Annotated in this window: 29 protein-coding genes; 22 read left to right on the top strand and 7 right to left on the bottom strand. The window is 72.9% G+C overall.

Annotation, left to right across the window (positions count from 1 at the left end; genetic code table 11):
- The first annotated feature begins 4 nt into the window (after positions 1-4).
- Positions 5-727: a bifunctional 1-(5-phosphoribosyl)-5-((5-phosphoribosylamino)methylideneamino)imidazole-4-carboxamide isomerase/phosphoribosylanthranilate isomerase PriA gene (gene priA, locus AB3M81_RS05730; protein WP_412902941.1), complete on the top strand. Its 723-nt coding sequence runs from the start codon at positions 5-7 to the stop codon at positions 725-727.
- 3 nt (positions 728-730) lie between these two features.
- Here priA and AB3M81_RS05725 read toward each other — a convergent pair whose 3' ends face one another.
- A complete protein-coding gene (locus tag AB3M81_RS05725) occupies positions 731-1,390 on the bottom strand; it encodes a hypothetical protein (protein WP_412902940.1) in 660 nt (219 codons plus the stop codon).
- Between the two features lie 4 nt (positions 1,391-1,394).
- Between AB3M81_RS05725 and hisF the strand changes: the two genes are divergently transcribed.
- The 7 genes from hisF to AB3M81_RS05690 all read left to right on the top strand — a co-directional run bounded on the left by hisF (position 1,395) and on the right by AB3M81_RS05690 (position 7,314).
- Positions 1,395-2,156, top strand: a complete 762-nt coding sequence (hisF, locus tag AB3M81_RS05720; protein ID WP_412902939.1) for an imidazole glycerol phosphate synthase subunit HisF — start codon at positions 1,395-1,397, stop codon at positions 2,154-2,156.
- A complete protein-coding gene (locus AB3M81_RS05715) occupies positions 2,153-3,961 on the top strand; it encodes an ABC transporter ATP-binding protein (protein WP_412902938.1) in 1,809 nt (602 codons plus the stop codon). The genes hisF and AB3M81_RS05715 overlap by 4 nt, the downstream gene beginning before the upstream one ends.
- On the top strand, positions 3,954-5,720 hold the full coding sequence (locus AB3M81_RS05710) for an ABC transporter ATP-binding protein (protein WP_412902937.1): 1,767 nt from the start codon (positions 3,954-3,956) through the stop codon (positions 5,718-5,720). The genes AB3M81_RS05715 and AB3M81_RS05710 overlap by 8 nt, the downstream gene beginning before the upstream one ends.
- Before the next feature lie 29 nt (positions 5,721-5,749).
- On the top strand, positions 5,750-6,088 hold the full coding sequence (hisI, locus tag AB3M81_RS05705) for a phosphoribosyl-AMP cyclohydrolase (RefSeq protein ID WP_412902936.1): 339 nt from the start codon (positions 5,750-5,752) through the stop codon (positions 6,086-6,088).
- The gene (locus AB3M81_RS05700) at positions 6,085-6,630 is read left to right on the top strand and encodes a Trp biosynthesis-associated membrane protein (RefSeq protein ID WP_412902935.1); all 546 of its coding nucleotides are present in this window, start codon (positions 6,085-6,087) and stop codon (positions 6,628-6,630) included. Before hisI ends, AB3M81_RS05700 begins: the two co-directional genes overlap by 4 nt.
- A gap of 55 nt (positions 6,631-6,685) precedes the next feature.
- Positions 6,686-6,889, top strand: coding sequence for an HGxxPAAW family protein (locus AB3M81_RS05695; protein ID WP_412902934.1), 204 nt, complete (start codon positions 6,686-6,688; stop codon positions 6,887-6,889).
- Positions 6,890-6,987: 98 nt separating this feature from the next.
- On the top strand, positions 6,988-7,314 hold the full coding sequence (locus AB3M81_RS05690; RefSeq protein ID WP_412902933.1) for a DUF2752 domain-containing protein: 327 nt from the start codon (positions 6,988-6,990) through the stop codon (positions 7,312-7,314).
- Positions 7,315-7,338: 24 nt separating this feature from the next.
- On the opposite strand, the gene AB3M81_RS05685 is transcribed toward AB3M81_RS05690, so the two are convergent.
- Complete coding sequence (locus AB3M81_RS05685; RefSeq protein ID WP_412902932.1) at positions 7,339-8,190, bottom strand: hypothetical protein; 852 nt, start codon at positions 8,188-8,190, stop codon at positions 7,339-7,341.
- A gap of 141 nt (positions 8,191-8,331) precedes the next feature.
- Between AB3M81_RS05685 and trpC the strand changes: the two genes are divergently transcribed.
- The 4 genes from trpC to lgt are packed head-to-tail and all read left to right on the top strand — an operon-like array spanning position 8,332 to position 12,056.
- Complete coding sequence (trpC, locus tag AB3M81_RS05680) at positions 8,332-9,147, top strand: indole-3-glycerol phosphate synthase TrpC (protein WP_412902931.1); 816 nt, start codon at positions 8,332-8,334, stop codon at positions 9,145-9,147.
- Positions 9,148-9,185: 38 nt separating this feature from the next.
- Positions 9,186-10,421 carry a tryptophan synthase subunit beta gene (gene trpB / locus AB3M81_RS05675; protein WP_412902930.1) on the top strand — a complete coding sequence of 412 codons (1,236 nt, stop codon included), beginning with the start codon at positions 9,186-9,188 and terminating at the stop codon, positions 10,419-10,421.
- Positions 10,418-11,215, top strand: coding sequence for a tryptophan synthase subunit alpha (gene trpA, locus AB3M81_RS05670; protein WP_412902929.1), 798 nt, complete (start codon positions 10,418-10,420; stop codon positions 11,213-11,215). Before trpB ends, trpA begins: the two co-directional genes overlap by 4 nt.
- Before the next feature lies 1 nt (position 11,216).
- On the top strand, positions 11,217-12,056 hold the full coding sequence (gene lgt / locus AB3M81_RS05665; protein ID WP_412902928.1) for a prolipoprotein diacylglyceryl transferase: 840 nt from the start codon (positions 11,217-11,219) through the stop codon (positions 12,054-12,056).
- 32 nt (positions 12,057-12,088) lie between these two features.
- On the opposite strand, the gene AB3M81_RS05660 is transcribed toward lgt, so the two are convergent.
- Positions 12,089-12,310 (bottom strand): Rv0909 family putative TA system antitoxin, encoded by a 222-nt coding sequence (locus AB3M81_RS05660; RefSeq protein WP_412902927.1) that lies wholly within the window; start codon positions 12,308-12,310, stop codon positions 12,089-12,091.
- A gap of 92 nt (positions 12,311-12,402) precedes the next feature.
- Here AB3M81_RS05660 and miaA point away from each other — a divergent pair, with 92 nt between their 5' ends.
- The 6 genes from miaA to galE are packed head-to-tail and all read left to right on the top strand — an operon-like array spanning position 12,403 to position 20,311.
- Complete coding sequence (gene miaA / locus AB3M81_RS05655; RefSeq protein ID WP_412902926.1) at positions 12,403-13,311, top strand: tRNA (adenosine(37)-N6)-dimethylallyltransferase MiaA; 909 nt, start codon at positions 12,403-12,405, stop codon at positions 13,309-13,311.
- Positions 13,312-13,321: 10 nt separating this feature from the next.
- Positions 13,322-14,131 (top strand): diaminopimelate epimerase, encoded by an 810-nt coding sequence (gene dapF, locus AB3M81_RS05650; RefSeq protein WP_412902925.1) that lies wholly within the window; start codon positions 13,322-13,324, stop codon positions 14,129-14,131.
- A 56-nt stretch (positions 14,132-14,187) separates the two neighbouring features.
- Positions 14,188-15,543: a GTPase HflX gene (gene hflX / locus AB3M81_RS05645; RefSeq protein WP_412903135.1), complete on the top strand. Its 1,356-nt coding sequence runs from the start codon at positions 14,188-14,190 to the stop codon at positions 15,541-15,543.
- Between the two features lie 55 nt (positions 15,544-15,598).
- The gene (locus tag AB3M81_RS05640) at positions 15,599-17,548 is read left to right on the top strand and encodes an ATP-dependent DNA helicase (RefSeq protein WP_412902924.1); all 1,950 of its coding nucleotides are present in this window, start codon (positions 15,599-15,601) and stop codon (positions 17,546-17,548) included.
- 41 nt (positions 17,549-17,589) lie between these two features.
- Positions 17,590-19,338, top strand: a complete 1,749-nt coding sequence (locus AB3M81_RS05635) for a carboxypeptidase-like regulatory domain-containing protein (protein WP_412902923.1) — start codon at positions 17,590-17,592, stop codon at positions 19,336-19,338.
- 13 nt (positions 19,339-19,351) lie between these two features.
- Positions 19,352-20,311: a UDP-glucose 4-epimerase GalE gene (gene galE / locus AB3M81_RS05630; protein ID WP_412902922.1), complete on the top strand. Its 960-nt coding sequence runs from the start codon at positions 19,352-19,354 to the stop codon at positions 20,309-20,311.
- Between the two features lie 15 nt (positions 20,312-20,326).
- Here galE and lexA read toward each other — a convergent pair whose 3' ends face one another.
- Positions 20,327-21,013 carry a transcriptional repressor LexA gene (gene lexA / locus AB3M81_RS05625; RefSeq protein ID WP_412902921.1) on the bottom strand — a complete coding sequence of 229 codons (687 nt, stop codon included), beginning with the start codon at positions 21,011-21,013 and terminating at the stop codon, positions 20,327-20,329.
- An 84-nt stretch (positions 21,014-21,097) separates the two neighbouring features.
- Here lexA and AB3M81_RS05620 point away from each other — a divergent pair, with 84 nt between their 5' ends.
- Positions 21,098-21,406, top strand: a complete 309-nt coding sequence (locus AB3M81_RS05620) for a hypothetical protein (RefSeq protein WP_412902920.1) — start codon at positions 21,098-21,100, stop codon at positions 21,404-21,406.
- A 4-nt stretch (positions 21,407-21,410) separates the two neighbouring features.
- Here the strand turns inward: AB3M81_RS05620 and AB3M81_RS05615 are convergent, their stop codons facing one another.
- Positions 21,411-22,337 carry a YihY/virulence factor BrkB family protein gene (locus tag AB3M81_RS05615; RefSeq protein WP_412902919.1) on the bottom strand — a complete coding sequence of 309 codons (927 nt, stop codon included), beginning with the start codon at positions 22,335-22,337 and terminating at the stop codon, positions 21,411-21,413.
- A gap of 185 nt (positions 22,338-22,522) precedes the next feature.
- On the opposite strand from AB3M81_RS05615, the gene AB3M81_RS05610 reads away from it, so the two are divergent.
- Together AB3M81_RS05610 and AB3M81_RS05605 are read left to right on the top strand one after the other, a co-directional pair.
- Positions 22,523-22,912 (top strand): LysM peptidoglycan-binding domain-containing protein, encoded by a 390-nt coding sequence (locus tag AB3M81_RS05610; RefSeq protein WP_412902918.1) that lies wholly within the window; start codon positions 22,523-22,525, stop codon positions 22,910-22,912.
- A 162-nt stretch (positions 22,913-23,074) separates the two neighbouring features.
- The gene (locus tag AB3M81_RS05605; RefSeq protein WP_412902917.1) at positions 23,075-23,530 is read left to right on the top strand and encodes a hypothetical protein; all 456 of its coding nucleotides are present in this window, start codon (positions 23,075-23,077) and stop codon (positions 23,528-23,530) included.
- Between the two features lie 70 nt (positions 23,531-23,600).
- Here the strand turns inward: AB3M81_RS05605 and AB3M81_RS05600 are convergent, their stop codons facing one another.
- Both AB3M81_RS05600 and AB3M81_RS05595 read right to left on the bottom strand, forming a co-directional pair.
- Positions 23,601-24,107 carry a Dps family protein gene (locus AB3M81_RS05600; RefSeq protein ID WP_412902916.1) on the bottom strand — a complete coding sequence of 169 codons (507 nt, stop codon included), beginning with the start codon at positions 24,105-24,107 and terminating at the stop codon, positions 23,601-23,603.
- 54 nt (positions 24,108-24,161) lie between these two features.
- Positions 24,162-25,265 (bottom strand): DUF6596 domain-containing protein, encoded by a 1,104-nt coding sequence (locus tag AB3M81_RS05595; RefSeq protein WP_412902915.1) that lies wholly within the window; start codon positions 25,263-25,265, stop codon positions 24,162-24,164.
- A gap of 385 nt (positions 25,266-25,650) precedes the next feature.
- On the opposite strand from AB3M81_RS05595, the gene nrdR reads away from it, so the two are divergent.
- On the top strand, positions 25,651-26,151 hold the full coding sequence (nrdR, locus tag AB3M81_RS05590; RefSeq protein WP_412902914.1) for a transcriptional regulator NrdR: 501 nt from the start codon (positions 25,651-25,653) through the stop codon (positions 26,149-26,151).
- Positions 26,152-26,220 lie beyond the last annotated feature (69 nt).

Here is a 26,220-nt window from a genome sequence, read left to right as displayed (position 1 = left end):
CGAGGTGACTCTCGAACTCCTCCCCGCCGTCGACGTCGCCGAGGGACGGGCCGTGCGCCTCGTCCAGGGCGAGCTCGGCAGCGAGACCTCGTACGGCTCCCCGCTCGACGCCGCCCTGCAGTGGCAGCAGGACGGGGCCGAGTGGGTGCACCTGGTCGACCTCGACGCCGCGTTCGGCAAGGGGAGCAACCGCGAGCTGCTCGCCGAGGTCATCGGCCGGCTGGACATCAAGGTGGAGCTCTCGGGCGGCATCCGCGACGACGAGTCGCTCGACGCGGCGATGGCCACGGGCTGCCGCCGGGTCAACCTCGGCACGGCGGCCATCGAGGACCCGGACTGGTGCCGCTCGGCGATCGCGCGCTACGGCGACCGCGTCGCGGTGGGCCTCGACGTCCGCGGTCGCACGCTCGCCGCGCGCGGCTGGGTCAAGGAGGGCGGCGACCTGTTCGAGACCCTGGCTCGACTCGACGCCGACGGCTGTGCGCGCTACGTCGTCACCGACGTCACGAAGGACGGCACGCTCAGCGGTCCCAACCTGGACCTGCTGCGCCGGGTGTGCGAGGTCACCGACAAGCCCGTCGTGGCCTCCGGCGGCGTCTCGAGCCTGGACGACCTGCGGGCCATCGCGTCCCTGACCGGCATCGGCGTCGAGGGCGCGATCGTGGGCAAGGCGCTCTACGCGGGCGCGTTCACGCTGCCCGAGGCGCTCGCCGCGGTCGCGGAGTAGGCCTCAGCAGCCGTCGCGCATGAGGTCGGGGCGCGTGCCCGAGGTGACCTCGAGCATCGTGACCTTGCTCCGGCTGTCGATCGCGTCGACGTTCTCGTCGAACAGGAAGCCCAGCCACGCGTCGCCCTCGGTGACGAAGACGCCGGTCTGGCCGTATCCGGCCTCGGTCATCTCGGCGGTCTCGTAGACGGCCGAGACCTGGCGCAGCGTGCTGCCGACGCCCAGGCCGTCCGCCGTCCGGGGCTGCTCGCCGCGCACGCCGAGGGAGACGACCGTGCCGTCCTCCTTCGTCAGCACGTCGAGCGAGGAGGCGTAGTCGGGCTTCCAGCCGAGCGGCTCGGCGCGGCCGCACTCCTCGCCGCCGACGGGCACGTCCTCGTCGAACGGGCCGGTGTCGAGCGCCTCGTCGCGCGTCATGCCCACGCGGACGGGACCGATGCGGCCGGGCGCGACGACGAGCTGTTCGATGGAGGGCAGCGCCGTCGGCTCGCTCGTCGGGGTGGGCTCGGTGGTGGCCGAGGGCGTGGCCGACGAGGCGGTGGAGGCCGTCGCGACCGGTGTCTCGTCGGGGGAGTCCGAGCACCCCGTGAGGGCCAGCGTCGCCGCCACGGCCAGCACGCCGAGGCGGCTCGATCGACGGTGGGACGCACGGGCTACGCTCATGGCCGTGAGCCTAGCCGTCCGTGTCATTCCGTGTCTGGACGTGGACGGTGGCCGCGTCGTCAAGGGCGTCAACTTCGTCGACCTGCGCGACGCGGGCGACCCGGTCGAGATGGCCCGCGTCTACGACGCCGAGGGCGCCGACGAGCTGACCTTCCTCGACATCACCGCCTCCAGCAGCGACCGCTCCACGACGTTCGACATCGTCGGCCGCACCGCCGAGCAGGTCTTCATCCCGCTCACGGTCGGCGGCGGCGTCCGCACCGTCGACGACGTCGACCGGCTGCTGCGCGCGGGCGCCGACAAGGTCGGCATCAACACCGCCGCGATCGCGCGGCCCGAGGTCATCGCCGAGATCGCCCGCCGCTTCGGGAATCAGGTGCTCGTGCTGAGCGTTGACGCTCGACGTGCAGACGATCAGCCCAGCGGGTTCGAGGTGACCACCCACGGTGGCCGGCGCTCGGCCGGCATCGACGCCGTCGAGTGGGTGCGCCGCGCCAGTGAGCTCGGCGCGGGCGAGATCCTGCTCAACTCCATGGACGCCGACGGCACGCAGGCCGGGTTCGACCTCGAGATGATCCGCGCGGTCCGGCAGGTCACCGACGTGCCGCTCATCGCCAGCGGCGGCGCGGGCCGGCTCGAGCACTTCCCGCCGGCGGTCGACGCCGGCGCCGACGCGGTCCTGGCCGCGAGCGTCTTTCACTTCGGCACGCTCACGATCTCCGCGGTGAAGGAGACGCTGCGAGCGGCAGGTCACGTGGTCCGGTGACCACCGCCCTGGACTCCCTCGGCGGGAACGACACCGCGCGGCTCACGCGCCGCGGGTTCGCGGTCATGGGCCGCGGCATCCTGCGCCAGCGCCTCATGTTCACGTGGGCCGCGCTGGCCTCGCTGCTGTTCGGCGTCATGACGGTCGCCGACGCCTGGGTGCTCGGCTGGGCCACCGACCACGTCATCACCCCGTCCTTCGAGGCGGGGGAGGTCACCCGGTCGGCCCTGGCGACCGGCGTCGGCCTGTTCGTGCTGGCCGCCGTGCTGCGCACGATCGGCGTCATCGGCCGCCGGCTGCTCGGCGGCGTCGTGTTCTACCGCCTCGTGCGCGACGACCGCCTGCGCGTGACGCGCCGCTACCTGCAGCTGCCGCTGCGCTGGCACCACCGTCACCCGGCGGGACAGCTGCTGAGCAACGCCAACGCCGACGTCGAGGCCACGTGGTCGGTCTTCATGCCGCTGCCGATGGCGCTCGGCACGATCGCGATGCTCGTCGCCGCGATCGGCACGATGCTGGCCGCCGACCCGGTCCTGACGCTCGTCGGACTGGTCGTCATCCCGCTGCTGTTCGTCGCCAACGCGATCTACCAGCGCTGGCAGGGGCCGCGCATCGCCCTCGCGCAGAGCCTGCGCGGCGACGTCTCCACCGTCGCGCACGAGTCCTTCGACGGCGCGCTCGTCGTGAAGTCCCTCGGCCGCGAGGCCGACGAGACCGCGCGCTTCCGCGCCGCGAGCGAGCGGCTGCGCGACGCCGCGATCGGCATCGGCCGCGTGCGGGCGATCTTCGATCCCGTCATCGAGGCGCTGCCGAACCTCGCCGTCCTCGCGGTCCTGCTGCTCGGCGCGTGGCGCGTCGGCGAGGGCGGCGCCGACGCGGGCGACGTCGTCCAGGTCGCCTACCTGTTCACCGTCATCGGGATGCAGATCCGCTCCTTCGGCTGGGTCCTGGGCGAGCTGCCGCGCGCCGTCGTGGGCTGGGACCGGGTCTCGCGCGTGCTCGACGAGGACGAGGCGATGGACTACGGCACCGCCACCGTCCCGGGCGCCGGCCCCGTCCCGCTCGAGGTCGAGGACCTGGACTACGCGCACCCCGACGAGCCGGACACGGCGGCCCTGCGCGACATCGGGTTCACCGTCCCCGCCGGCACGGTCACGGCGATCGTCGGCGGCACGGGCAGCGGCAAGAGCACCCTGACCTCCCTCGTCACCCGCCTGGTCGACCCCGACGCGGGTGCCGTCCGGATCGGCGGCGTCGACGCGCGCGACCTGTCCCAGCGCGCCCTGACGCGCGCCGTCGCGCTCGTCCCGCAGGCCACGTTCCTGTTCGACGACACCGTGCGCGCCAATGTCGTGCTCGACCTCGACGTCCCCGACGAGCGGGTCTGGGAGGTGCTGCGCATCGTCCAGGCCGATCGCTTCGTCGCGGCGCTGCCGAACGGCCTCGACACCCAGCTGGGGGAGCGCGGCACGTCGCTGTCCGGCGGCCAGCGCCAGCGGCTCGCGCTCGCGCGGGCGCTCGTGCGCGATCCGCGCGTGCTCGTCATGGACGACGCCACCAGCGCCCTCGATCCCGAGGTCGAGCAGCGCATCCTGCGCGCGCTCGCCGACCGCGACGGCTCGCCCACCACGATCGTGGTCGCCTACCGCAAGGCGACGATCGCGCTGGCCGACGAGGTCGTCCTGCTCGACCAGGGCCGGGTCGCCGACCGCGGCACCGACGCCGAGCTGCGCGCGCTGTCGGCCGCCTACCGCAACCTCGTCGACGCGTACGACCAGGCCCGCGAGGAGGTCGACCATGAGTGAGCAGCGCGCGGGCGGCCTCGCCGTCCTGGCCCGCGGCATGCGCCGCAACCCCGAGATCACCGAGGGCATCTGGCTGACCCTCGTGCTGGCGCTGCTGAGCACGGCGGGCGGCTCCGTCGTGCCCGTCGTGGTCCGCGCCGCGCTCGACGACGGCTTCACGGCCGACGGCGTCGACCTGTCGCTCGTCACGCGCTACGTCGTGATCGCCGCGCTGCTCATGGTCGCGATCGCCGTCACCGGCTACTGGTCCAAGGTGCGCATCTTCACCGCGAGCGAGCGCGGACTGGCGAATCTGCGCGTCGACGCGTTCCGCCACGTGCACGACCTGTCGATGCTCACCCAGAACACCCAGCGTCGCGGCGCGCTCGTCTCGCGGGTGACCTCCGACGTCGACCAGATCAGCCAGTTCCTGCAGTTCACCGGGATCATGATGATCGTCAGCGTCGGCCAGATGATCGTCGCGACGCTCGTCATGCTGTTCCTGTCGTGGCAGCTGACGCTCGTCGTGCTGATCAGCTTCGTGCCGCTCGCGCTGAGCCTGCGCTGGCTGGCCGGCGCGATGTCGCGCGCGTACGACAAGGTCCGCGCCAGCGTCGGCGAGATGCTGGCCGTCATCGCCGAGCCCGTCGTCGCCGCGTCGGTCGTGCGCAGCCACGGCATCGAGGAGCGCACGCAGCAGCGCGTCGACGCGGCCGTCAGCGCGAACTACCGCAACAACATCCGCGCCCAGACGATCACGGCGGGGGCGTTCTCCGCGGCGATCCTCGTCGGCGGCATCGCCAACGCGGCCGTGCTCGCGATCGGCGTCTGGCTGGGCGTCGCGGGCGAGCTGACGATCGGCACCGTCGTGGCGTTCGTGTTCCTCGTGGGCCTGTTCACGGGTCCGGCCCAGATGGCCACGCAGGTCATCTCCGAGGCGCAGAACGCGATCTCGTCGTGGCGCCGCGTGCTCGACCTGCTCGACACCCCGGCCGACGTCGTCGACCCGGGGCCGGCCGGGCAGCCGCTGCCCGAGGGCGACCTCGACGCGCGGTTCGACCACGTCTCGTTCGCGTACCCCGGCGGTCCCACGGTCCTGGCCGACGTCGACGTCACGATCGACCCGCGCCAGCGCGTCGCGGTCGTGGGCGAGACCGGCTCGGGCAAGACGACGTTCGCGAAGCTGCTGACGCGCCTCATGGACCCCGTCGAGGGCCGCGTCGAGCTGGGCGGCGTCGACATCGCGCAGGTCGCGTTCGAGGACCTGCGCCGGCACGTGCTGATGGTGCCGCAGGAGGGCTTCCTGTTCGACGCGACGCTCGCCGAGAACCTGCGGTACGGCCGCCGCGACGCGACGGACGAGGAGCTGCTCGGCGCGATCGAGCGGCTCGGCCTGGCCGACTGGTTCGCGACGCTGCCGCGCGGCCTGCAGACCCGCGTGGGCCAGCGGGGCGAGTCGCTGTCGGCGGGGGAGCGCCAGCTGGTCGCCCTCGTGCGGTCCGCGCTGGCCGACCCGGCGTTCCTCGTGCTCGACGAGGCCACCAGCGCCGTCGACCCGCAGACCGAGCTGCGCGCCACGCGGGCTCTCGACCGGCTGCTGCAGGGCCGCACGAGCGTCACGATCGCGCATCGCCTCTCCACGGCCGAGAACGCCGACCGCGTCCTCGTGTTCGACCAGGGCCGCCTCGTCGAGGACGGGCACCACGACGACCTCGTCAAGGCCGACGGCGTCTACGCGCGGCTGCACGCGTCCTGGGTGGCGCAGGCGTCGCTCGGCTGAGTGCTTCCGCGCCCTGCGAGAATGGCCCGGTGAGCTCTCTCGACCCCGCCATCGCCGCCCGGCTCAAGCGCAACGAGGCCGGCCTGGTGCCCGCCGTCGTGCAGGACGCGACGTCGCGCGCCGTCCTCATGATGGGCTGGATGGACGACGAGGCCCTGCACCGCACGCTGACCACGCGGCGGGGCACGTTCTGGAGCCGCAGCCGCCAGGAGTACTGGGTCAAGGGCGAGACGTCCGGCCACACCCAGCACGTCCGTGAGGTCCGCCTCGACTGCGACGGCGACACGCTGCTCGTCGTCGTCGACCAGGTCGGCGCGGCCTGCCACACCGGCGCCACGACGTGCTTCGACGAGGACCGGCTGGCGTGAGGCGCAACCTGCTCGGACCCGCCGTCCTGGCACTGCTGGCCACGGGCGGCGGTGCGCTGTGGGCGCTGCGGGCGGCCTGGAGCACCGCCGCCGTGTCGGCGCCCGGCCTGCCCGAGGTGGACCTGGCGGTCTCCGGCTCCGACGTCGTGCCCGGCGCCGTCGGCCTGGCCGTCCTCGTCATGGCCGCCGCGGCCGGCGTCATCGCCGCCGGGCCCCGCCTGCGCCGGGTCATCGGCGTCCTCGTCGTGGTCGCCGCGGCGGTCGGCATCGCGCTGGCCGCCACCGCCGACCAGGCCACGGCACGCGCCCGGGCCATCGACGAGGCGGCCGTCTCGGGCACCCGCGTCGCGTGGGACGCGTCGATCGCCCAGCCGCTGTCCGTCGTCGCCTTCGCGGCGGCCCTGCTGGTGGGTGCGCTCGTCGCGTGGCAGGGCCCGCGATGGGCCACGATGGGCCGCAAGTACGAGACGCCGGCGGCCCGCGAGCCCGAGTCCAGCGACCTGTGGAAGGCGATGGACGACGGCGTGGACCCGACGATCTGAGCACCGAGTAGGCTGTGCTCGACCCCGCCCCCGCAGCATCACTAGGAGTGCCCCCATGTCGCACGGATCGTCGCCGGCCGCCTGGACCGCCGTCCTCGTCAGCCTCGCCGGCTTCCTCGTCGGCGGAATCGGCCTGATCCCCGAGCCGAACTGGGTCGTCTTCACGATCGGCTGCGTCCTGGCCGTCGGTGCGCTGCCGCTGGGCAAGATCCTCTCGGTCGCCGGGCTGGGCGCCTCGCGCGTCAAGGGCGAGCACTGACGGTTCCCGTCACCGCGCCGGCCGCCTCGCGCGGCCGGCTCCTGCGCGGCCCCGCGCTGGCCGCCGCCGGCGGACTCGCCGGCCTGGCCCTGCTCCACGTGCGCGACCCGCACGAGCAGGGCGCCTACGGGTTCTGCCCGTTCCTGCGCCTCACCGGCGTGCCGTGCCCCGGCTGCGGCGGCCTGCGCGCCGTGCACCTGCTCACCGAGGGCGAGCTCACCGCCGCCGCGGGGAGCAATCTCTTCGCCGTCTCCCTCGTGGTCGTGCTCGTCACGGCCTGGGCCGTGTGGACGGCTCGGCGGGCCCGCGGCGTCGACGCCCGGTTCCTGACCTGGTCCTCGCGCACCGTCGTGGTCGCCGGCGTGCTGGTGGGGGCCTTCTGGGTCGTCCGGCTGACCCCGTGGGGGGCGTGGCTCGCGCCCTGACGGACGCGGCCACGCCACCGCGCATCAGGCGACCGGCTGGCCCTGGAACCGCTTGTAGGCGTACGCCGCGGCGATCGTCGTGACCGGGTAGGCCACGAACAGGCCCAGGCCGCACAGGCAGAAGCCGACGAGGATCAGCAGGAACGACAGCAGCGCCAGCAGCAGCGCGTTGCCGACGTTCGACGAGACGAGCGTGAAGCTCGCCCTGATCGCGTCGACGGGCGACAGGTTCCGGTCGACCACGAACATGAGCGCGAAGTACGACAGGAACGCGAACACGACGCCCGGCAGGATGCACAGCACCAGGCCGATCGTCACGCCGATGCCCACGAGCAGCGAGGTGACGATGACGTTCACCAGCGGGATCCGCGAGAACGTGTCGCCGAGCGAGAAGGGCCGGCCCTCGCACTCGTCCAAGGCGCCGCGGTAGAGCACCGCGGTGATGATGTACGTGACGATCGTGGAGACCAGGTTGAGCACGAGGTTCGCGAAGCCGAACCCGGCCGCCAGGGCGACGTCGTCGGACGGCACCGGGCCGGAGTCGAACGAGAAGCTCACGCCGGCGAAGGCGACCGACACGGCGAAGATCAGCAGGCCGGCGAGCAGCCACTGGCCCAGGTTCGCGGTGAACCGGCTCCAGCCGTAGCCGATCGCGTCCGCCGCGCTGAACGGCGGCTGGTACCCCGGTCCGGGCGGCGGGGGAGGCGGCGGCCACGAGCCGGACCCGCCGGGCGGCGGCGGGTACGACGGCGGCTGGGCGCCCCCACCCGCGGGCGGCGGGTAGGACGCTCCGCCGGGCGGCGGGTAGGAGGGCGGCGGCACGAGGCCCTGCGGCTCCTGCGGATCGGGGCCCGGGGGCGGCTCGGGGGTCGTCATGGGCCGAGCATAGGGAGGCCGGCGTCCACGCGTCACGCCCGGAACGGTCCGAGAAACGGGGCATGTGCGAACGCGCCCGGTCGCGGGGTCTAGGCTGGTAGGCGTTCGTTCACGAGTTCGTCCGGGGGAAAGGGGAGTGCGATGAGCGTTCTCGACGACATCCTCAGCGGTGTCGCGCAGGACCTGGCCGAGCGCCAGTCCCGCGTCAGCCTGGACCAGCTCAAGGAGCAGGCGGCCAAGCAGCCGCCGTCCCTCGATCCGATGCCCGCGTTCCGCTCCGAGGGCGTCTCGGTGATCGCCGAGGTCAAGCGCGCGAGCCCCAGCAAGGGCGCCCTGGCCGACATCAAGGACCCCGCCGCCCTGGCCGTCGACTACGCCGCCGGTGGCGCGTCCGCCATCAGCGTGCTGACCGAGCGCCGTCGCTTCGGCGGCACGCTCGAGGACCTCAGGAGCGTGCGCGCCCAGGTCGACGTGCCGGTGCTGCGCAAGGACTTCATCACCACCTCCTACCAGCTGTGGGAGGCCCGGGCCGCGGGTGCCGACATGGCGCTGCTGATCGTCGCCGCGCTCGAGCAGAACGTGCTCGAGGCGCTCATCGACCGTGCCCGCTCGATCGGCCTCACGCCTTTGGTCGAGGTGCACGACGAGGAGGAGGTCAAGCGGGCGCTCGCCGCCGACGCCGACCTCATCGGCGTCAACGCCCGCAACCTCAAGACCCTCGAGGTCGACCGGCAGACCTTCGAGCGCCTCGCGCCGAAGATCCCCGACTCCGTCGTGCGCGTCGCCGAGTCCGGCGTCCGCGGACCCCACGACGTCATCGAGTACGCGCGCTTCGGCGCGAACGTCGTGCTCGTCGGCGAGACGCTCGTCAAGGGCGACGACCCGCGCTCCACGGTCGCCGACCTCGTGGCGGCGGGGTCGCACCCCGCGCTGGCGCAACGATGGCAGCCGAGCTGACCGCCCGCTCCCATCGCTCCCACCCCTCAGGACCCCACATGACTGAACTCTCCGGTCGTACGGCACTTCCCGACGGCCCCGGCCACTTCGGTCGCTTCGGCGGCCGGTTCATGCCCGAGGCGCTCATCGCCCCGCTCGACGAGATCACCCGCGAGTGGGAGGCGGCCCAGGCCGACCCCGCGTTCACGAGCGAGCTCGACCGCATGCTGCGCGAGTACGCCAACGTGCCGAGCCCGCTGTACGAGGCGCACCGCTTCTCCGAGGCCGTCGGCGCGCGCATCCTGCTCAAGCGCGAGGACCTCAACCACACCGGCGCGCACAAGATCCGCAACGTGATCGGCCAGGCGCTGCTCGCGAAGCGCATCGGCAAGCCGCGCTGCATCGCCGAGACCGGCGCCGGCCAGCACGGCGTCGCCTCGGCCACCGCGTGTGCGTACCTCGACCTCGAGTGCACCGTCTACATGGGCCAGGTCGACACCGAGCGCCAGGCGCTCAACGTCGCCCGCATGCGGATGCTGGGCGCCGAGGTCATCCCCGTCACGACCGGGAGCGCCACGCTCAAGGACGCCATCAACGAGGCGCTGCGCGACTGGGTCACCACGGTCGACACGACGCACTACCTGTTCGGCACGGCGGCCGGCCCGCACCCGTTCCCCACGATGGTGCGCGAGCTGACCCGCGGCATCGGCGACGAGGCCCGCGCGCAGGTGCTCGAGCTCACGGGCCGGCTGCCCGACGCCGCCGTCGCGTGCGTGGGCGGCGGCTCCAACGCGATCGGCCTGTTCACGGCGTTCGTCCCGGACTCCGGCGTGCGCCTCGTCGGCATCGAGGCCGGCGGCGACGGCTTCGAGACCGGCCGCCACGCGGCCACGATCACGGCGGGCGAGGTCGGCGTGCTGCACGGCGCGCGCTCGTTCCTGCTGCAGGACGAGGACGGCCAGACGATCGAGTCGCACTCGATCAGCGCCGGCCTCGACTACCCGGGCGTGGGGCCCGAGCACGCGTACCTGGCCGACACGGGCCGCGCCGAGTACCGGCCGGCCACCGACGCCCAGGCGATGGCCGCGTTCGACCTGCTGTGCAAGACCGAGGGCATCATCCCGGCCATCGAGTCCTCGCACGCGCTGGCCGGCGCCGTCGAGCTGGCCAGGGAGATGGGCCCCGACGCCACGATCCTGGTCAACCTCTCGGGTCGCGGCGACAAGGACGTGCACACGGCCGCGAAGTACTTCGGCCTCATCGACGAGAACGAGCAGGCGGAGACCGACGGATGAGCGCGATCGACGAGCTGTTCGAGCGCACCCGCGCCGAGAACCGGGCCGCGCTGGTGGGCTACCTGCCCGCCGGCTTTCCCACGGTCGACGCCTCGATCCGCGCGATCGAGGCCATGGTCGAGGGCGGTGTGGACCTGGTCGAGGTCGGCCTGCCGTACAGCGACCCCGTCATGGACGGCCCCACGATCCAGGCCGCGGCCGAGGCCGCGCTGACGATCGGGACGAAGGTCGACGACGTGTTCCGCGTCGTCGAGGCCTCCGCCGCCACGGGTGCGCCCACGGTCGTGATGACCTACTGGAACCCCGTCGAGCGCCGTGGCGTCGACCGGTTCGCGGCCGACCTCGCCGCCGCCGGGGGAGCGGGCCTCATCACGCCCGACCTCATCCCCGACGAGGGCGCCGACTGGGACCGCGCCTCGCGCGCGCACGGCCTCGACCGCATCTACCTCGTGTCGCCGTCGTCCACCGAGGACCGGCTCGCGATGACCGCGCAGGCCGCGAGCGGCTTCATCTACGCCACGGCCGTCATGGGCGTCACGGGCCAGCGTGAGCAGACCAGCAGCCTCGCCCCCGAGCTGGTGGGCCGGCTGCGCAAGGTCACCGACAAGCCCGTCGGGGTGGGCCTCGGCGTCAGCAACGGCGCGCAGGCCCACGAGATCGCCGAGTTCGCGGACGCCGTCATCGTCGGCTCGGCGCTCGTGCGCTGCCTGCTCGACCAGCCCGACGAGGACAGCGCCCTCGCGTCGCTGCGCGACCTCGCGGCCGACCTGCGCGCCGGCGTCGAGCGGGACTGACATGGACGTCGCCACGTTCATCCCGTCGCCCGCGGAGTCCGTGTGGCACCTGGGACCACTGCCGCTGCGCGCCTACGCGCTGTGCATCATCGCCGGCGCCGTCGCCGCCATCTGGATCGGCGAGCGCCGCTTCGTGGCCCGCGGCGGCCGCGCGGGCGCCATCGGCGACATCGCCGTGTGGGCCATCCCGTTCGGCATCATCGGCGGCCGGCTCTACCACGTGATCACGACGCCCGAGCTGTACTTCGGCGAGGGCCGCGACCCGCTCGACATCGTCAAGATCTGGGAGGGCGGCCTGGGCATCTGGGGCGCCATCGCCCTCGGCGGCGTCGGCGCGTGGATCGCGTGCAAGCGGTACGACATCGACTTCCTGACGATGGCCGACGCACTCGCGCCAGGCCTGCTCGTCGCCCAGGCCGTCGGCCGGCTGGGCAACTACTTCAATCAGGAGCTCTTCGGCAAGCCCACGACGCAGCCGTGGGGACTGGAGATCGCGCCGCGGTTCCGCCCCGACGGCTACGAGCAGTTCGCCACCTTCCACCCGACGTTCCTGTACGAGCTGCTGTGGAACCTCGCCGCCGCCGCGCTGCTGGTCTGGCTGGACCGGCGACTCAAGCTCACGCACGGCCGCGTCTTCGCGCTGTACGTGATGCTCTACACGGCCGGGCGCGTCTGGATCGAGGCGCTGCGCATCGACGACGCGAACCTCATCGGCCCGTTCCGGCTGAACATCTGGACCTCGGTCGTCGTCTTCGCCCTCGCCCTGGCCTACTTCGTGTGGGCGCGCCGCAAGGGCCGGGACAGGGCTGAGCGTGACGTCTCCGGGGCCGATTCGCCGTAGGCGCCCCGGGGAACGTCACGGCCGGCGGCGGCTCAGGGCCTCCGGTCGTCCTCGAGGCGGTCGGCGGCCTCCTTGAGCTTCGCCGCGGCCTCCTCGATCCGCTCGGTGTGCTTGCCGTCGGTGGCCTGGTCGGCGAGCTCGGCCACGCGGTCGATCGCCGTCCCGATGTCCTCGTGTTGCTCCGCGACCTGCTCCCGGGCGCGATCGACCATCTCGGCGGAGTCCTTGCCCTTCAGCCTGTCCAGAAAGCCCATGACCGTCCCTCTCTCGTGCCGGGGCCGCGCGTCGGTCCCCGTCCGTCACGCTACTGCGGGTCGGGCCGGTCGGCCCTGAAAGACTGGTCCCCATGAGCTCCTCGCGTCCCGTCGTCGTCATCGTGGGCCCGACCGCGTCGGGCAAGACGCGGCTGTCGGTCGAGCTGGCGCGGGCCGTCGGGGGAGAGATCGTCAACGCCGACTCCGTGCAGCTCTACCGCGGCATGGACGTGGGCAGCGCGAAGGCCACGCCCGAGGAGCGCGGGGGCGTCCCGCACCACCTGCTCGACGTGCTGGACCCCGCACAGGAGGCCAGCGTCGCGGAGTTCCAGCGCGAGGCCCGCGCCGCGATCGCGGACATCGACGGGCGCGGGCGGGTGCCGATCCTCGTCGGGGGCTCCTCGCTCTACGTGCGCGCCGTGCTCGACCCGCTCGACTTCCCCGGGACCGACCCGGCGGTGCGGGCGCGATGGGCCGCACGGCTCGACGAGGTCGGTCCCGAGGCCCTGCACGCCGAGCTGGCGCGGCGCGACCCCGAGGCCGCGGCCGCGATCCTGCCCACGAACGGACGCCGCCTCGTGCGGGCGCTGGAGGTCGTCGAGCTGACCGGCCGGCCCTTCGTCGCGACGATGCCGCCACCCGTCGCGATCTACCCGCGCGTCGTGATGATCGGCCTCGACGTTCCCCGTGACGTCCTCGACGCGCGCATCGACGAGCGGGTCGACCGGATGTGGGCCGACGGCCTCGTCGAGGAGGTCCGCGGCCTGCCCGGGCTCGCCGGCTCGCCCACCGCGTCACGGGCCCTGGGCTATCAGCAGGTGCTGGCGTTCCTGGCCGGCGAGCTCACCGAGGACGAGGCGCGCGAGGAGACCAAGAGCGGCACGCGACGGTTCGCCCGGCGCCAGGACCGCATGATGCGCAAGGACCCGCGGATCCGCTGGCTCGCCTTCGACGATCCCGCGCTGGTGCAGCGGGCGGTGGCACTCGTGGAAGCACCGTAGGCTGGAGGACATGACATTCGCGTGGTTCAAGGGGCATGGCACCGAGAACGACTTCGTGCTGCTGCCCGACCACCACGGCACCGTCCACGGTGACCTCGACGCGGCGTTCGTCGCCGCGCTGTGCGACCGCCGTCGCGGCCTGGGCGCCGACGGCGTCATGCGCGTGATCCGGTCCTCCGCGGCGGGGATCGACTCGCCCGCCGAGTGGTTCATGGACTACCGCAACGCCGACGGGTCGATCAGCGAGATGTGCGGCAACGGCGTGCGCGTCTTCGCCCGCCACCTGCTCGACCAGGGTCTCGTCGAGGGTCCCGCGTTCCCCGTCGCCACGCGCGACGGGGACAAGCTGCTGCGGGTCGAGGGCGACGAGATCGCCGTCGACATGGGCGCCTGGACCACGGGCACGCACACCAAGGTGTCGGCCGACGGCCGCGCCTGGGAGGCCCTCGAGGTGCACACGGGCAACCCGCACGCCGTCGCGTTCGTCGACGACGTCGCCGACGCAGGCACGCTCCTGCAGCAGCCGGGCTTCGACGAGGCCGTCTACCCCGACGGCGTCAACATCGAGTTCGTCCAGCGCGTCGCCGACCGTCACGTCGCGATGCGCGTCCACGAGCGCGGCTCCGGCGAGACCCGCTCGTGCGGCACCGGCGCCTGCGCCACCGCGATCGCCGCCGCACGCGCCGACGGCGCCACCGACGCGACGTACCGCGTCGACGTCCCCGGCGGCACCCTGCACATCACCGTCTCGCCCGATCGAACCGTGCTGACCGGACCGGCCGTCATCGTCGCCGGCGGCACCCTGGAGTGGTACGCATGAACGACCAGCAGACCAGCACCGAGACCGACGAGGTCGAGGACCTCGACACGGGCCAGATGGACCTGCAGGACCGGTCCTCGCTGCGCCGCGTCGCGGGCCTGTCCACCGAGCTCGAGGACATCACCGAGGTCGAGTACCGCCAGCTGCGGCTCGAGCGCGTCGTCCTGGTCGGCGTGTGGACCGAGGGCACGGTCGAGGACGCCGAGAACTCGCTGACCGAGCTCAAGGCGCTCGCCGAGACCGCCGGCTCCGAGGTGCTCGACGCGCTCATCCAGCGACGCCAGAAGCCCGACCCGGCCACGTTCATCGGCCGGGGCAAGGTCGACGAGCTCCGCGAGGCGGTGCGCGCCACCGGCGCCGACACGGTCATCTGCGACGGGGAGCTCGCACCGAGCCAGATGCGCAACCTCGAGGACCGGGTCAAGGTCAAGGTCGTCGACCGCGTCGCGCTGATCCTGGACATCTTCGCCCAGCATGCGAAGAGCGCCGAGGGCAAGGCGCAGGTCGAGCTGGCCCAGCTGCAGTACCAGACCCAGCGCCTGCGCGGCTGGGGCGGCAACCTGTCCCGGCAGGCCGGCGGCCGCGCGGCCGGCGGCGAGGGCATCGGTGGCCGAGGTCCCGGTGAGACGAAGCTCGAGACCGACCGCCGCCGCATCCAGGCCAAGATGGCCAAGCTGCGCCGCGAGCTCAAGGAGCTGGCCGGCACGCGCGAGACGAAGAAGGCCGAGCGCCGCCGCCACCAGATCCCCGCCGTCGCGATCGCCGGCTACACGAACGCGGGCAAGTCGAGCCTGCTCAACCGGCTGACGGGCGCGGGCGTGCTGGTCGAGAACGCGCTCTTCGCGACCCTCGACCCGACCACACGCCGCGCCGAGACCTCGGACGGGCGCGTGTACACGCTCTCGGACACGGTCGGGTTCGTGCGCCACCTGCCGCACCAGCTGGTCGAGGCCTTCCGCTCCACGCTGGAGGAGGTCGCCGACGCCGACCTGATCCTGCACGTCGTGGACGGCTCGCACCCCGACCCGGAGGGCCAGATCACCGCCGTCCGGCAGGTCTTCGCCGAGGTCGGTGCGGTCGAGGTGCCCGAGATCGTCGTCATCAACAAGGCCGACGAGGCGGACCCGCTCGTGCTCAAGACGCTGCTGGCGCGCGAGCCGCACTCGGTCGTCGTGAGCGCCCGCACGGGCGAGGGCATCGACGAGCTGCTCGGTGCGATCGAGGCCGACCTGCCCGTCCCGGAGGTCCTGGTGGACGTCGTCGTGCCGTACTCGCGAGGCGACCTGGTCAACCAGGTCCACCTGCACGGTGACATCGAGGTCCTCGAGCACGAGGCCGAGGGCACGCGCCTCGTGGCCCGCGTGCACGGCCGGCTGGCCGGTGAGCTGGCTCCGTTCGCGCGCCAGTCCTGACCTGCGGCTGTGGATCGATGCCGGTCCACGACCGTCCGGCGGGTAGCGTTCTGCCGTGCCCTCCAACCCCGGTGTCCGTGACGTCCTGAGTGCCGCCGTCGAGGCGGTCGGCGGGGCCGAGCGGCCGGGCCAGGTCGCGATGGCCGAGGCGGTCGCCGAGGCCCTGCGCGAGGAGCGGCACCTGCTGGTGCAGGCCGGCACCGGCACCGGCAAGTCGCTGGGCTACCTCGTGCCCGCGCTGCTGCACCACGAGCGCGTCGTCGTCGCGACGGCCACCCTGAACCTGCAGCACCAGCTCGTCGAGCGCGACATCCCCGCCCTCAAGGAGGCGGCCCGCAGCACGATGTCCACGGTGCCGCGCCACGCTGTCCTCAAGGGCCGGGCCAACTACGCCTGCCTGCACCGGGTCCGCCAGGGCGCGCCCGACGACCAGGGCGTGCTCGTCGAGGTGCCCGAGGGCTCGCTCGGCGCCGAGGTCGTGAAGCTGCGCGAGTGGGCCGAGGAGCAGGCCGAGGGCGGCCACGGTGGCGACCGCGACGCCGCGCCGACGCACGGCGACCGCGCGTGGCGCCAGGTCAGCGTCACGTCCCGCGAGTGCCTGGGCGCCAACCGCTGCGAGTACGCGGCCGAGTGCTTCGCCGAGCGGGCCAAGGAGGACGCCGCCCGCGCCCACGTCGTCGTCACCAATCACGCGATGCTGGCGATCGACGCGATCGAGGGCGTGCCGATGCTGCCCGAGTTCGACGCCGTCGTCGTCGACGAGGCGCACGAGCTGGCCGCGCGGGTGACGCAGGCGTCGACCGACGAGCTGGATCCCGGCCTCATCGAGCGTGCCGCGCGCCGCGCACGCCCCTACCTCGACGACGGGGGAGCGGCGGACGACCTGGGCGACGCGGCCGACGCGCTCGCCGACGCGCTCACGCACGTCCAGCCCGGCCGCATCGACGCGATCGGCCCGGCGCTCGCGGGCGCGCTGGGACTCGTGCGCGACACGGCCCGGGCGTGCTTCTCGGCGTTCTCGAAGGAGAAGGGCGAGGAGGCCGACCCCGGCCGGCAGCAGGCGCGCAGCACCGTCGAGGACATCCGGCTCGTCGCCGAGCGCATGGCCGCGGGCCGCGAGACCGAGGTGCTGTGGCTCGGCGACGGCCGCAGCGGACTGCACCTGCGCATCGCGCCGATCGACGTCTCCGGCGCCCTGCGGGCGAAGCTGTTCGGCGAGAAGACCGTCGTGCTGACCAGCGCCACGCTGACGCTCGGCGGCTCGTTCGGCCCCGTCGCGGCCTCGCTGGGGCTTGACCACGCGGGCACCGAGTGGACGGGCCTCGACGTCGGCTCGCCGTTCGACTACGCCAAGCAGGGGATCCTCTACGTCGCGAAGAACCTCCCCGCGCCCGGGCGCGACGGACTCGAGGCCGAGCAGCTCGGCGAGATCACGGCGCTCGTGAAGGCGGCCGGCGGTCGCACGCTCGGGCTGTTCTCGTCGCGCCGCGCGGCCGAGCGTGCCGCCGAGTACGTCCGCGCCTCGCTGCCCGGCCTCGACGTGTGGTGCCAGGGCGACGCGCAGCTGCCCGAGCTGGCGCGCCGGTTCGCCGAGGAGCCCAGCACGTGCCTGTTCGGCACGCTCAGCCTGTGGCAGGGCGTCGACCTGCCGGGCGACACGTGCACGCTCGTGATCATCGACCGGATCCCGTTCCCGCGGCCCGACGACCCGCTCATGAGCGCGCGCCAGCGCCTCGTCGAGAAGCGCGGCGGCAACGGCTTCATGCAGGTCGCTGCCCAGCACGCCGCGCTGCTGATGGCACAGGGGGCGGGACGGCTGATCCGGCGGGCCACGGACCGCGGCGTCGTGGCCGTGCTGGACCCCCGGCTGGTCACGGCGCGCTACGGCGGCTTCCTGGCCTCGTCGCTGCCGCCGCTGTGGCGCACGACCGATCGCTCCGTCGTCGTCGCGGCGCTGCAGCGACTCGACGCCTCCGCGAAGGACGGGCGCACGGCCTCGGTTTGATAGCCTGTGCCGGACTCGTCGTCCATCAACTCGGGGATCTCATGCCGTTCCGTCTGCCTTCGCTCGCCGTCGCATGTCTGGCGCTCGTCGGATCGCTCTTCGCCGTCGCCGCGCCCGCCGAGGCGGCCGCGGCCCTCACGACGCGGACCTCCGTCGTCGCGATGTCCACCGACGACTACGGCAGCGTCTACGCCCGCTGCGCCAAGCGCACGGCGTGCAAGGGCAAGGTCTGGGTCCAGGGCTCGGCCAGCCAGCCGCGCTCGTTCACCGTCAAGGGCCGCTCGGCTCGCTGGGTCACCTTCCGCCACTCGGCGTGGAAGTCCCAGCCCACCGCCGTCGTCCGCATGAGCGGCGCCTCCCCGCAGCGCGTGCAGGTCGAGGCCGCCGTCCGCTACGGCACCATCAGCGGCACGATCGCCCGCACCGGCGGCCCCGCCGCGACCGGCGTCAAGGTCGAGCTGTGGCGCCTCGGCTCACGCAACCGCAACGTGCTGGTCTCCACCTCCACCGACGTGGAGCGCAACGCCGGGCGCTTCGCGTTCCGCGTCCGCATGGGCGCCAACAACGGACCGTCCGCGAAGTACAAGCTGCACGTCATCGGCACGTCCGGCGGCGAGCGCCGCTCGTGGTGGTGGCGCGGCAACGCCACCGGCGGCTTCGCCGGCGGCACCCGCGACCTGGCCACCGGCAGCACGATCCGCGTGACCCGCGCCGGCAAGTACCGCTGGGTCGCCAACGCGCGCTACTCGGCGATCTCGGGCCAGGTCCGCAACGGCTCGAAGGCCGTCGGCGGCACCGAGGTGACGATCGTCGGCCGCCCGCCGTACTGGTCGAGCTCCAGCCGCGTCCTGCGCGACCTCGACTTCATGGCCTGCGCCAACGTGTACGGCCGCACCACCACGAACTCCGCGGGCCGCTACCAGGTCGGCTTCCTGCCCACCTCGAGCGCGCGCATCTACGGCATCAAGCCCACCTCCGGCGGCCTGTGGTTCGGTGCCGGCGACCGCGCGTGGGGCTCGTGCCACGGCCTGATCAACAACCGCGCCGAGTCCCGCTCCAGCGCGCGCATGCTGCAGCTGCCCAACGGCGGCCTCGACGGCCGCGTGCAGAACATCGGCCGCGGCCGCACCGCCGTCTCGGTCTCGGTCGGCGGCTACCAGGGCCCGTCCAGCTCGGCCAAGGTCGACCGCTACCTCACGGTCCGCGAGTACGCCAAGGGCCGCAAGATCCTCAGCTCCGACGTCGTGCGCGCCACGTCCGCCCGCAAGGTCAGCCTCGGCGAGGGCTACTACTGGTTCGAGATCGGCCGCCGCACGGGCTGCCAGGCCTGGTACAAGAGCCGCTACAAGAACAACGACGGCTACTTCAACGGCCTCGACCGCGGGTTCGAGAAGTGGAAGGCCAAGAACCACCGGATGTACCGCCAGCACTGCCGTGCCTGGACCACGGGCACCTACAAGCTGGTCTACGTCTCGGGCTCGTCGCAGCGCGTGCGCCTGGTCAACTACAAGGGCGGCTCGGTCAGCGGCCGCGTGACCGCGGCGAAGGTCAAGCCGCGCACCGAGCTGATGATCCGCCTCACCTCGACCGACGGCAAGAAGATCTACCGCACGGCGATGACCGATGGCGGCGGCCGCTTCAAGGTCACGGGCCTGGCGTCGGGTCGCTACCGCATCGTCGTCAACGCCGACTCCTGGCGCGGCATCTCCCGCGCCTTCTCGGGCAAGAAGACCGTCAAGGTGAGCCGCGGCAAGAACACGTCCGTGGGCACCCTGCGCTTCCGCCAGTGACCCGGGAGTCCCGATGACGATCCTCGTGACCGGCGGCGCCGGCTACATCGGCGCGCACGTCGTGCGCGCGCTCTCGCGGGCCGGCCTTGAGCCGGTCGTGCTGGACGACCTCTCCAGCGGCCACCGCGAGTTCGTGAGCGACGACATCCCCTTCGTGGACCTCAGCGTCGTGCAGACCGACCGGCTGGCCGCGGCGCTCGCCGACCACCGCGTCGAGGCGGTCATCCACCTCGCGGGCTTCAAGTACGCCGGCGTCTCGGTGGAGCGGCCCGTGCACACGTACCGCGAGAACGTCGTCGGCACGCTGAGCCTGCTGCAGGCGATGGAGCGGGTCGGCGTCGACGCGCTGGTGTTCTCCAGCAGCGCCGCGGTCTACGGCACGCCCGACGTGGCGACCGTGACCGAGCAGACCGACACCCGGCCGCAGTCGCCCTACGGCGAGTCCAAGCTCGTGGGGGAGTGGATGATCCGCGACCAGGCGGTCGCGACGGGACTGCGGCACACGTCGCTGCGCTACTTCAACGTCGTGGGCTCCGGCGAGCCGGACCTGTACGACTCCAGCCCGCACAACCTGTTCCCGCTCGTGATCCGGGCGCTCACGCAGGGGCACCGGCCGAAGATCTTCGGCGACGACTACCCGACGCCCGACGGCACGTGCGTGCGCGACTACGTGCACGTGGCGGACCTGGCCGAGGCGCACGTCAGCGCCGTCCGGCGGCTGCTGGAGGGGCGCGACCTCGAGCCGGTCTACAACCTCGGCAGCGGCGACGGCGTCTCGGTCCGCCAGATCATGGACGCGGTCGCGCGGGCGACCGGCATCGACTTCGAGCCCGAGATGATGACCCGCCGCCCGGGGGACCCGGCGCGCATCGTCGCCTCGGGCGAGCTCGCCGCGCGCGACCTGGACTGGAAGATGCGCCACACGCTCGACGACATGGTCGCCAGCGCGTGGCAGGCGCGCCCGGCCGACTGACCGGGCGCGCGCCGCTCAGACGCGGCGCAGGACCGTGGTGACCTTGCCCAGGATCTGCGCGTCGGTGCCGTCGATCGGCTCGTAGGCGGGGTTCTGCGGCAGCAGCCACACTTGCCCGTCGCGACGGCTGAGCGTCTTGACCGTGGCCTCGCCGTCGATCATCGCGGCGACGATCTCGCCGTTCTCGGCGACCTGCTGCTGGCGGATCACAACGTAGTCGCCGTCGCAGATCGCGGCGTCGACCATGGAGTCGCCCTTGACCTCGAGCAGGAAGAGCGTGCCGTCGCCGACGAGCGAGCGCGGCAGCGGCATGACCTCCTCGACGCTCTGCTCGGCCAGGATCGGGCCGCCGGCGGCGATCCGGCCGACGACGGGCACGTAGGCCGGCGCGGGGGCCGCGTCGCCCATGTCGGTCTCGTCGACCTCGACCGGGCGGGTGCGCGGCGCGGGCTTCGCGTCAGGCAGGTAGATCTCGAGCGCACGCGGCCGGTTGGGGTCGCGGCGGATGAAGCCCTTGCGCTCCAGCATGCGCAGCTGGTGCGAGACGGACGACGTGCTGGCCAGGTCGCAGGCGGCGCCGACCTCGCGCATGCTCGGCGGGTACCCGCGCTTCTCGATGTGGTCCTTGAGGAACACCAGGATGCGCCGCTGACGCTTGGTCAGGCCGGTCAGGTCCACCGGATCGTCGAGGTTCTCGCTCATGGTCCGACCGTAGCGGCGCGCGACGTGGGGATCAAACACGTGTTCGATCCGGCGTGTCCGTGTCGCGTCGCCTAGGGTGTGGGCGTGAGCTATGTGGTGGTGGGGACGCGCGACGGCGACGACTGGCGGATCGACGTGCAGGGGGTCGGTGCGGCCACGGCGTCCGGGCTCGGCCAGATCGAGGCCGCGGCGCGCGACGTCCTGCGCGCCCACGGGGTGGCCGACGCGGACACCGTCGACCTGCAGCTGCTGCTGCCGGACTTCGAGGTGGACCTCGACCAGCGCGGCGTGCCGAAGCACCCGTTCGGCCCCGTCGAGCTCGTCAGCTCGGTGATCGCGCTCGTCGTCGTGATCGGCGCGATCGTGTTCGTGCTGGGCCGCGCGCTCGGCTGAGTCCTCAGGACTCGGCCGAGCGGTCGAGCGCCTCGGTGAACTCGTCCAGTCCCGCCGCGATCTCGGCGTCGCGGGCGCGCTCGCGCGCGATCGCCTCGTCCTCGGCGAGCGTCTCGCGCGTGACGATGTGCTCGCGCGTGGCCTCCACACATGCGCCGAACAAGATGGCGTACATGCCGACCCACAGCCACAGCAGCAGCACGATGACGCCGGCGAGCGCCCCGTAGGTCTTGGCGTAGTTGCCGAACGTGTCGACGTACACCGAGAAGCCGACCGACACGACGAGCCAGATGGCGGCGGCCAGGACGACGCCCTTCGTCAACACTCCGCGGGGCGCGGGGCGGTCGGGCGCCTGGCGGTAGAGCACGCCGATCGCCACGACGATGCCCCCGGCCAGCACGACCCACCGCAGGACGTTCGCGAGGAGGCGCGCGCCGGGGACGACGTCGACCAGGTCCAGCACGACCGGGACGACGGCCACGAGCGAGATCGCGACCAGTCCGAACACGAGGGCGCCCGCCGTCAGGCCGAGCGCCAGCAGCTTGCGCATGATGAAGGAGCGCCGGTCGGGCAGGCCGTACAGCTGGTTGATCGCCGTGACGAGGTTGCTGATGCCGCCGGACGCCGAGTACACCGCCAGCACGATCGCGATGATCGCGCTGAGTCCCAGGGAGCCCGACGACTGGCTCGTGAGCTGCTCGAGCTGGCCTGTGATGAGCGACGCCGCGTCGGCGGGGAGGGCCTCGGACAGGCGCTCGGCCTGGCGCGCGACGGTGGCCGGGTCCGCGACGAGGCCGTAGATCGAGACGGCCGCGATCAGGGCGGGGAACAGCGACGTGAAGAGGTAGAACGCGACGCCGGCGGCGAGCAGCGGGGCCTGGCGGGCCGACGCCTGCCGCCACGCGATGACCAGGGTGCGCAGCGAGGACATGGCCCGACGCTATCGGCGCGGGGGAGGGGCCGCACGGCCGCTGGTGGTGGCGTGCGCGACACGCCCATTCGAACAGAATTTCGACAGTGCTCGATTCTGTCGGACCCAGCCCGTACAGTCGTTCATGTGTTCGATAGAACATGTGAACGAATCGAACAGAACGCCGAACTTCCCCTGGAGGCATCATGAGCATCACCTTCGACCAGCCCCGCATCGCCGCCCCGTCGCTGCGCCCCGCCGTCACGCGCACCACGTACCGCGCGGTCGACGCCCCGGCTCCCGTGCGCCTCACGGGCCGCGGCCGGGTCGCCGTCGTCTCGGTGGCGCTCGCGGTCCTCAGCACGCTGGCCGTCGTCTTCGGCTCGGCCGTCGTCGCCACGGACGAGGCCCCGGTCGAGGGCACCGTCACGACCGTGACGGTCCAGCCGGGCCAGACGCTCTGGAGCATCGCCGCCGAGGCGCGGCCCGACGCCGACATCCGCTCCACGGTCGACCAGATCGTGCGACTGAACGCCCTCGAGGACGGCGCGCCGCTGCCGATCGGGGCCACGCTGGCGGTTCCGGTCCAGGACTGAGACCCGCGTGCGCCGACGGCGCTCACCGATGCCTCGGGGAAGGGGCCGGTGGGCGCCGTCGTGCGTCCGGACGAGGTTCGACACACGTTCACCCGGCTGTCGGCCGATGCTCGCCATCGGGCGTAGCGTGGAGGACGACACTGACGTCGAGGAGGGGTCGCCATGGCCATGGCCGCGCACGGACACCACATCCACGTGATGACGCGCTTCCGCGTCCAGGTCCTCAGCCGGGCCGCGGTGCTGCTGCTGGCCGGCGTCGCCAGCTGGTGGCTGCCGATGCGGGGGACCACCGTCGTCGACTCGCCCGGCGTCCTGCTGGGCAGCGCCGCCGTCGAGGTGCACGCCGCCGCGGCGCTGGCCTTCCTGCTCGTGCTCACGATCATCGGCTTCGTGTGGCAGCGCGAGCGTCCCGCCGACATGGGCGCGCTGGCGTGGGTCGTCGCCGGCGGGCTGCTGGCCGCCGTGACCGCCGCGGCGCTCGTGCTGACGGCGGACACCGAGGGGCCCATGTACTGGTGGCTCGCCCTCGGCGTCGCGATCACCTCGATGACCCTGCAGGTGCTGGCCGCGCTGCTGGGTCACGGCCTCGCCGTGCTGGCGGCCCGCCGCGCCGGCTGAGTGCTCCGCGCACGACGAACGCCCCGGTCCGTGACCGGGGCGTTCGTCGTGGGGAAGGGGCTCGACGGGCTCAGCTGTCGAGCTGGCCGCCCGCGCTCTCCAGGTGGGCACGCACGAACCAGTGGAACAGCTCGAGCGTGGAGATCTGACCGATGATCATGTCCTCGGTGACCGGGTCGAGGTCCGCGACCGCGGCCTGCGCCTTGCGGTGGTCGTCGATGAGGCCGATGTAGACGGCGTCGAGCGCCTTGAGGTGCTCGGTCGTCGTGGCCCGGCCCAGCGGGTACTCGTCCCACGAGCGGCCCTCGACGATCGCGCCGGGCGTGCCCAGCGGCACGGCGCCCAGCGTGGCGATCCGCTCAGCCGTCTCGTCGACCATGTCGCGGACCTCCACGACGTGCGGGTCGATCATCTCGTGCACGGCGATGAAGTGGGGTCCCACGACGTTCCAGTGCACGTGCTTGAGGGTCAGCATGAGGTCGTTGAGTGCGTTCAGCCGGTCCTGCAGCGTGGTGGCGATGCTCTCGCCGTCGGCGATGCTGAGACCGGGAACCGTGTACTTGGGTTTGGTGGCCATGGCTCCAACCTAGGGGGATCGGCCCGCGTCGCAACCGCTGAGGACGTGACGTGCTCAACGACGCATCTCGCCGCGGAGCTCCGCGTGCTCCTGCGCCCCACGCACCCGCGAGACGGCCGCCGTCCAGGCGTGGTCGGCGTCCTCGTCGCGGCCCAGCATGCGCAGCAGGTGGGCACGCGTGGCGTGGTAGAGGTGCGAGTCGAGGCCGAGCCGGTCGATCCCCTCGAGCGCGGTCTCGGGACCGCGGGCGGCGGCCAGTGCGGTGGCCCGGGCCAGGATGACCGAGTCGGACGGCGCCATCGTCAGCAGCTCGTCGTGCAGGGCCAGGACGCGATCCCAGTCGGTGTGCTCGGGGTCCTCGGCGGTGACGTGCTCGGCCTGGATCGTGGCCCTGACCTGGTACGGGCCGTTGCGTCCGGCGCGCTTGCTGCTGCGCAGCAGGAACAGGCCCTCCTCGATCTCGTCGCGGTGCCACAGGCTCCGGTCCTGGACCTCGAGCGGGACGAGCGCGCCGTCCTCGCCCTTGCGGGCGTCGCGGCGCGCACGGGTCAGCACCATGAGCGCCAGCAGGGCGCGCGGCTCCTGCGACGAGTGGAAGATCTCGACGACGACCCGCGCGGTGGCGAGTGCCTCGGCCGGCAGGTCGACGTGGGCGTGCGGGTGGACGATGCCGTCGTCGAAGATCAGCAGCAGCACGTCCAGGACCCGGCAGAGCTCCGCCTCGGCGCGCTCCTCGGGGATCGACTCGGACAGCAGCGGCCGGACGCGGTTCTGCGCCCAGGCCAGCCGCTGCTCCATGACGGAGGTCGGGACGGCGAACGCGCGCGAGACCTCCTCGGTCGACACGCCGGCGGCGATGCTCAGCATGAGCGCGATGCGCGCGGCCTCGGGCAGCGTCCGGTGGCAGCACGCGGCGAGCAGCACGAGCGCGGGCTGCTCGTCCTCGGCCTCGATGGTCGGCGGCTGCTCGTCGAGGCCGGCCGCTCTCCACGCCGTCGGCACGAGCTCGGTCAGCACGTCGCCCCCGGCCTCTCGCAGCGTCGCGAGCGCGCCGTCGACGGCGTCGCGAGCCGGGCCCAGGTCGCCCAGGCGGACGGCGAGGGCCGCCAGCACGGTCAGGCGGGCGGACCTCAGCTCATGGGGAAGGGGCGTGCTCATCGTGGGATCGCGGCCCGGGTGGCGGACGCGGCAGCTCCTCTCGAGGTGGCAGGACGGCGGGCCGGTTTCGGTCGAAGGCGGCCCTTCGATGGTGGACGACACTCGGGATCGGCGCGACCGGAGGGATCCTAGAGGGCCTCTGACCTGCGCAAACACACGCATCCCGAGGCGCGGGACGGAAAGTGTCGGTCTTGTGTGCGAAGTTGTTGCTTCACGTCCGGCGGCCACGTAGAGTGACCACTAGATCTAGTAGTTACACAGATGTGATTCTCCACATATAGGTCCACAGGCCCATATCTGTTGTCCACATCGCCAGCACGATGTCCACACGTGATCCCCAGGTTCGTCCACCGGGATCGCCCCGCCCCGCCGAAGGAGGAGCGCGATGCACTGCCCGTTCTGCAAGCACACCGACACCCGGGTCCTCGACTCGCGCGTCGCCGACGAGGGCGGGTCCATCCGGCGCCGCCGGGCGTGCTCGCAGTGCGAGAAGCGCTTCACCACGATCGAGCAGATGCAGCTCATGGTCGTCAAGCGCTCGGGCGCGACCGAGCCGTTCGTCCGCGAGAAGGCGGTCGCCGGCGTGGCCAAGGCCTGCAAGGGCCGGCCGGTCTCGCCCGACGACCTGGCCTGCCTCGGCCAGCAGGTCGAGGACGCGCTGCGCGCCTCGGGCCAGGCCGAGATCCAGACCCAGGACATCGGACTGGCGATCCTCGAGCCGCTGCGCGCCCTCGACGAGGTCGCCTACCTGCGGTTCGCCTCCGTGTACAAGTCCTTCGACTCCGCGGACGACTTCGTCGCCGAGATCGCCGCGCTCATGGCCGACCACGTCGACCGGGCGCGACGGTCCGTCCCCGACGAGCACCCGTCGCCGCCGGGTGCCTGAGCACCCCGCCAGCCACCGAGGCCCCCGCGACCTCGGCCCCAGTTCGACCTCCAACTCGCCACACCCGCA

Origin of the sequence: Aeromicrobium jepli, from assembly GCF_047246605.1 — a bacterium.
Lineage (GTDB): Bacteria > Actinomycetota > Actinomycetes > Propionibacteriales > Nocardioidaceae > Aeromicrobium.
Note: the sequence above shows the minus strand (reverse complement) of the source record. Positions and strands in the feature narration are given on the sequence as shown.

What these genes read in the sequence shown, in the direction of transcription:
- AB3M81_RS05725 (WP_412902940.1), bottom strand. Translation starts at nt 1,390, where the DNA reads ATGAGCGTAGCCCGTGCGTCCCACCGTCGATCGAGCCGCCTCGGCGTG.
- AB3M81_RS05710 (WP_412902937.1), top strand. Translation starts at nt 3,954, where the DNA reads ATGAGTGAGCAGCGCGCGGGCGGCCTCGCCGTCCTGGCCCGCGGCATG.
- AB3M81_RS05695 (WP_412902934.1), top strand. Translation starts at nt 6,686, where the DNA reads ATGTCGCACGGATCGTCGCCGGCCGCCTGGACCGCCGTCCTCGTCAGC.
- AB3M81_RS05685 (WP_412902932.1), bottom strand. Translation starts at nt 8,190, where the DNA reads ATGACGACCCCCGAGCCGCCCCCGGGCCCCGATCCGCAGGAGCCGCAG.
- trpC (WP_412902931.1), top strand. Translation starts at nt 8,332, where the DNA reads ATGAGCGTTCTCGACGACATCCTCAGCGGTGTCGCGCAGGACCTGGCC.
- trpB (WP_412902930.1), top strand. Translation starts at nt 9,186, where the DNA reads ATGACTGAACTCTCCGGTCGTACGGCACTTCCCGACGGCCCCGGCCAC.
- trpA (WP_412902929.1), top strand. Translation starts at nt 10,418, where the DNA reads ATGAGCGCGATCGACGAGCTGTTCGAGCGCACCCGCGCCGAGAACCGG.
- lgt (WP_412902928.1), top strand. Translation starts at nt 11,217, where the DNA reads ATGGACGTCGCCACGTTCATCCCGTCGCCCGCGGAGTCCGTGTGGCAC.
- AB3M81_RS05660 (WP_412902927.1), bottom strand. Translation starts at nt 12,310, where the DNA reads ATGGGCTTTCTGGACAGGCTGAAGGGCAAGGACTCCGCCGAGATGGTC.
- miaA (WP_412902926.1), top strand. Translation starts at nt 12,403, where the DNA reads ATGAGCTCCTCGCGTCCCGTCGTCGTCATCGTGGGCCCGACCGCGTCG.
- dapF (WP_412902925.1), top strand. Translation starts at nt 13,322, where the DNA reads ATGACATTCGCGTGGTTCAAGGGGCATGGCACCGAGAACGACTTCGTG.
- hflX (WP_412903135.1), top strand. Translation starts at nt 14,188, where the DNA reads ATGGACCTGCAGGACCGGTCCTCGCTGCGCCGCGTCGCGGGCCTGTCC.
- AB3M81_RS05635 (WP_412902923.1), top strand. Translation starts at nt 17,590, where the DNA reads ATGCCGTTCCGTCTGCCTTCGCTCGCCGTCGCATGTCTGGCGCTCGTC.
- galE (WP_412902922.1), top strand. Translation starts at nt 19,352, where the DNA reads ATGACGATCCTCGTGACCGGCGGCGCCGGCTACATCGGCGCGCACGTC.
- lexA (WP_412902921.1), bottom strand. Translation starts at nt 21,013, where the DNA reads ATGAGCGAGAACCTCGACGATCCGGTGGACCTGACCGGCCTGACCAAG.
- AB3M81_RS05615 (WP_412902919.1), bottom strand. Translation starts at nt 22,337, where the DNA reads ATGTCCTCGCTGCGCACCCTGGTCATCGCGTGGCGGCAGGCGTCGGCC.
- AB3M81_RS05610 (WP_412902918.1), top strand. Translation starts at nt 22,523, where the DNA reads ATGAGCATCACCTTCGACCAGCCCCGCATCGCCGCCCCGTCGCTGCGC.
- AB3M81_RS05605 (WP_412902917.1), top strand. Translation starts at nt 23,075, where the DNA reads ATGGCCATGGCCGCGCACGGACACCACATCCACGTGATGACGCGCTTC.
- AB3M81_RS05600 (WP_412902916.1), bottom strand. Translation starts at nt 24,107, where the DNA reads ATGGCCACCAAACCCAAGTACACGGTTCCCGGTCTCAGCATCGCCGAC.
- AB3M81_RS05595 (WP_412902915.1), bottom strand. Translation starts at nt 25,265, where the DNA reads ATGAGCACGCCCCTTCCCCATGAGCTGAGGTCCGCCCGCCTGACCGTG.
- nrdR (WP_412902914.1), top strand. Translation starts at nt 25,651, where the DNA reads ATGCACTGCCCGTTCTGCAAGCACACCGACACCCGGGTCCTCGACTCG.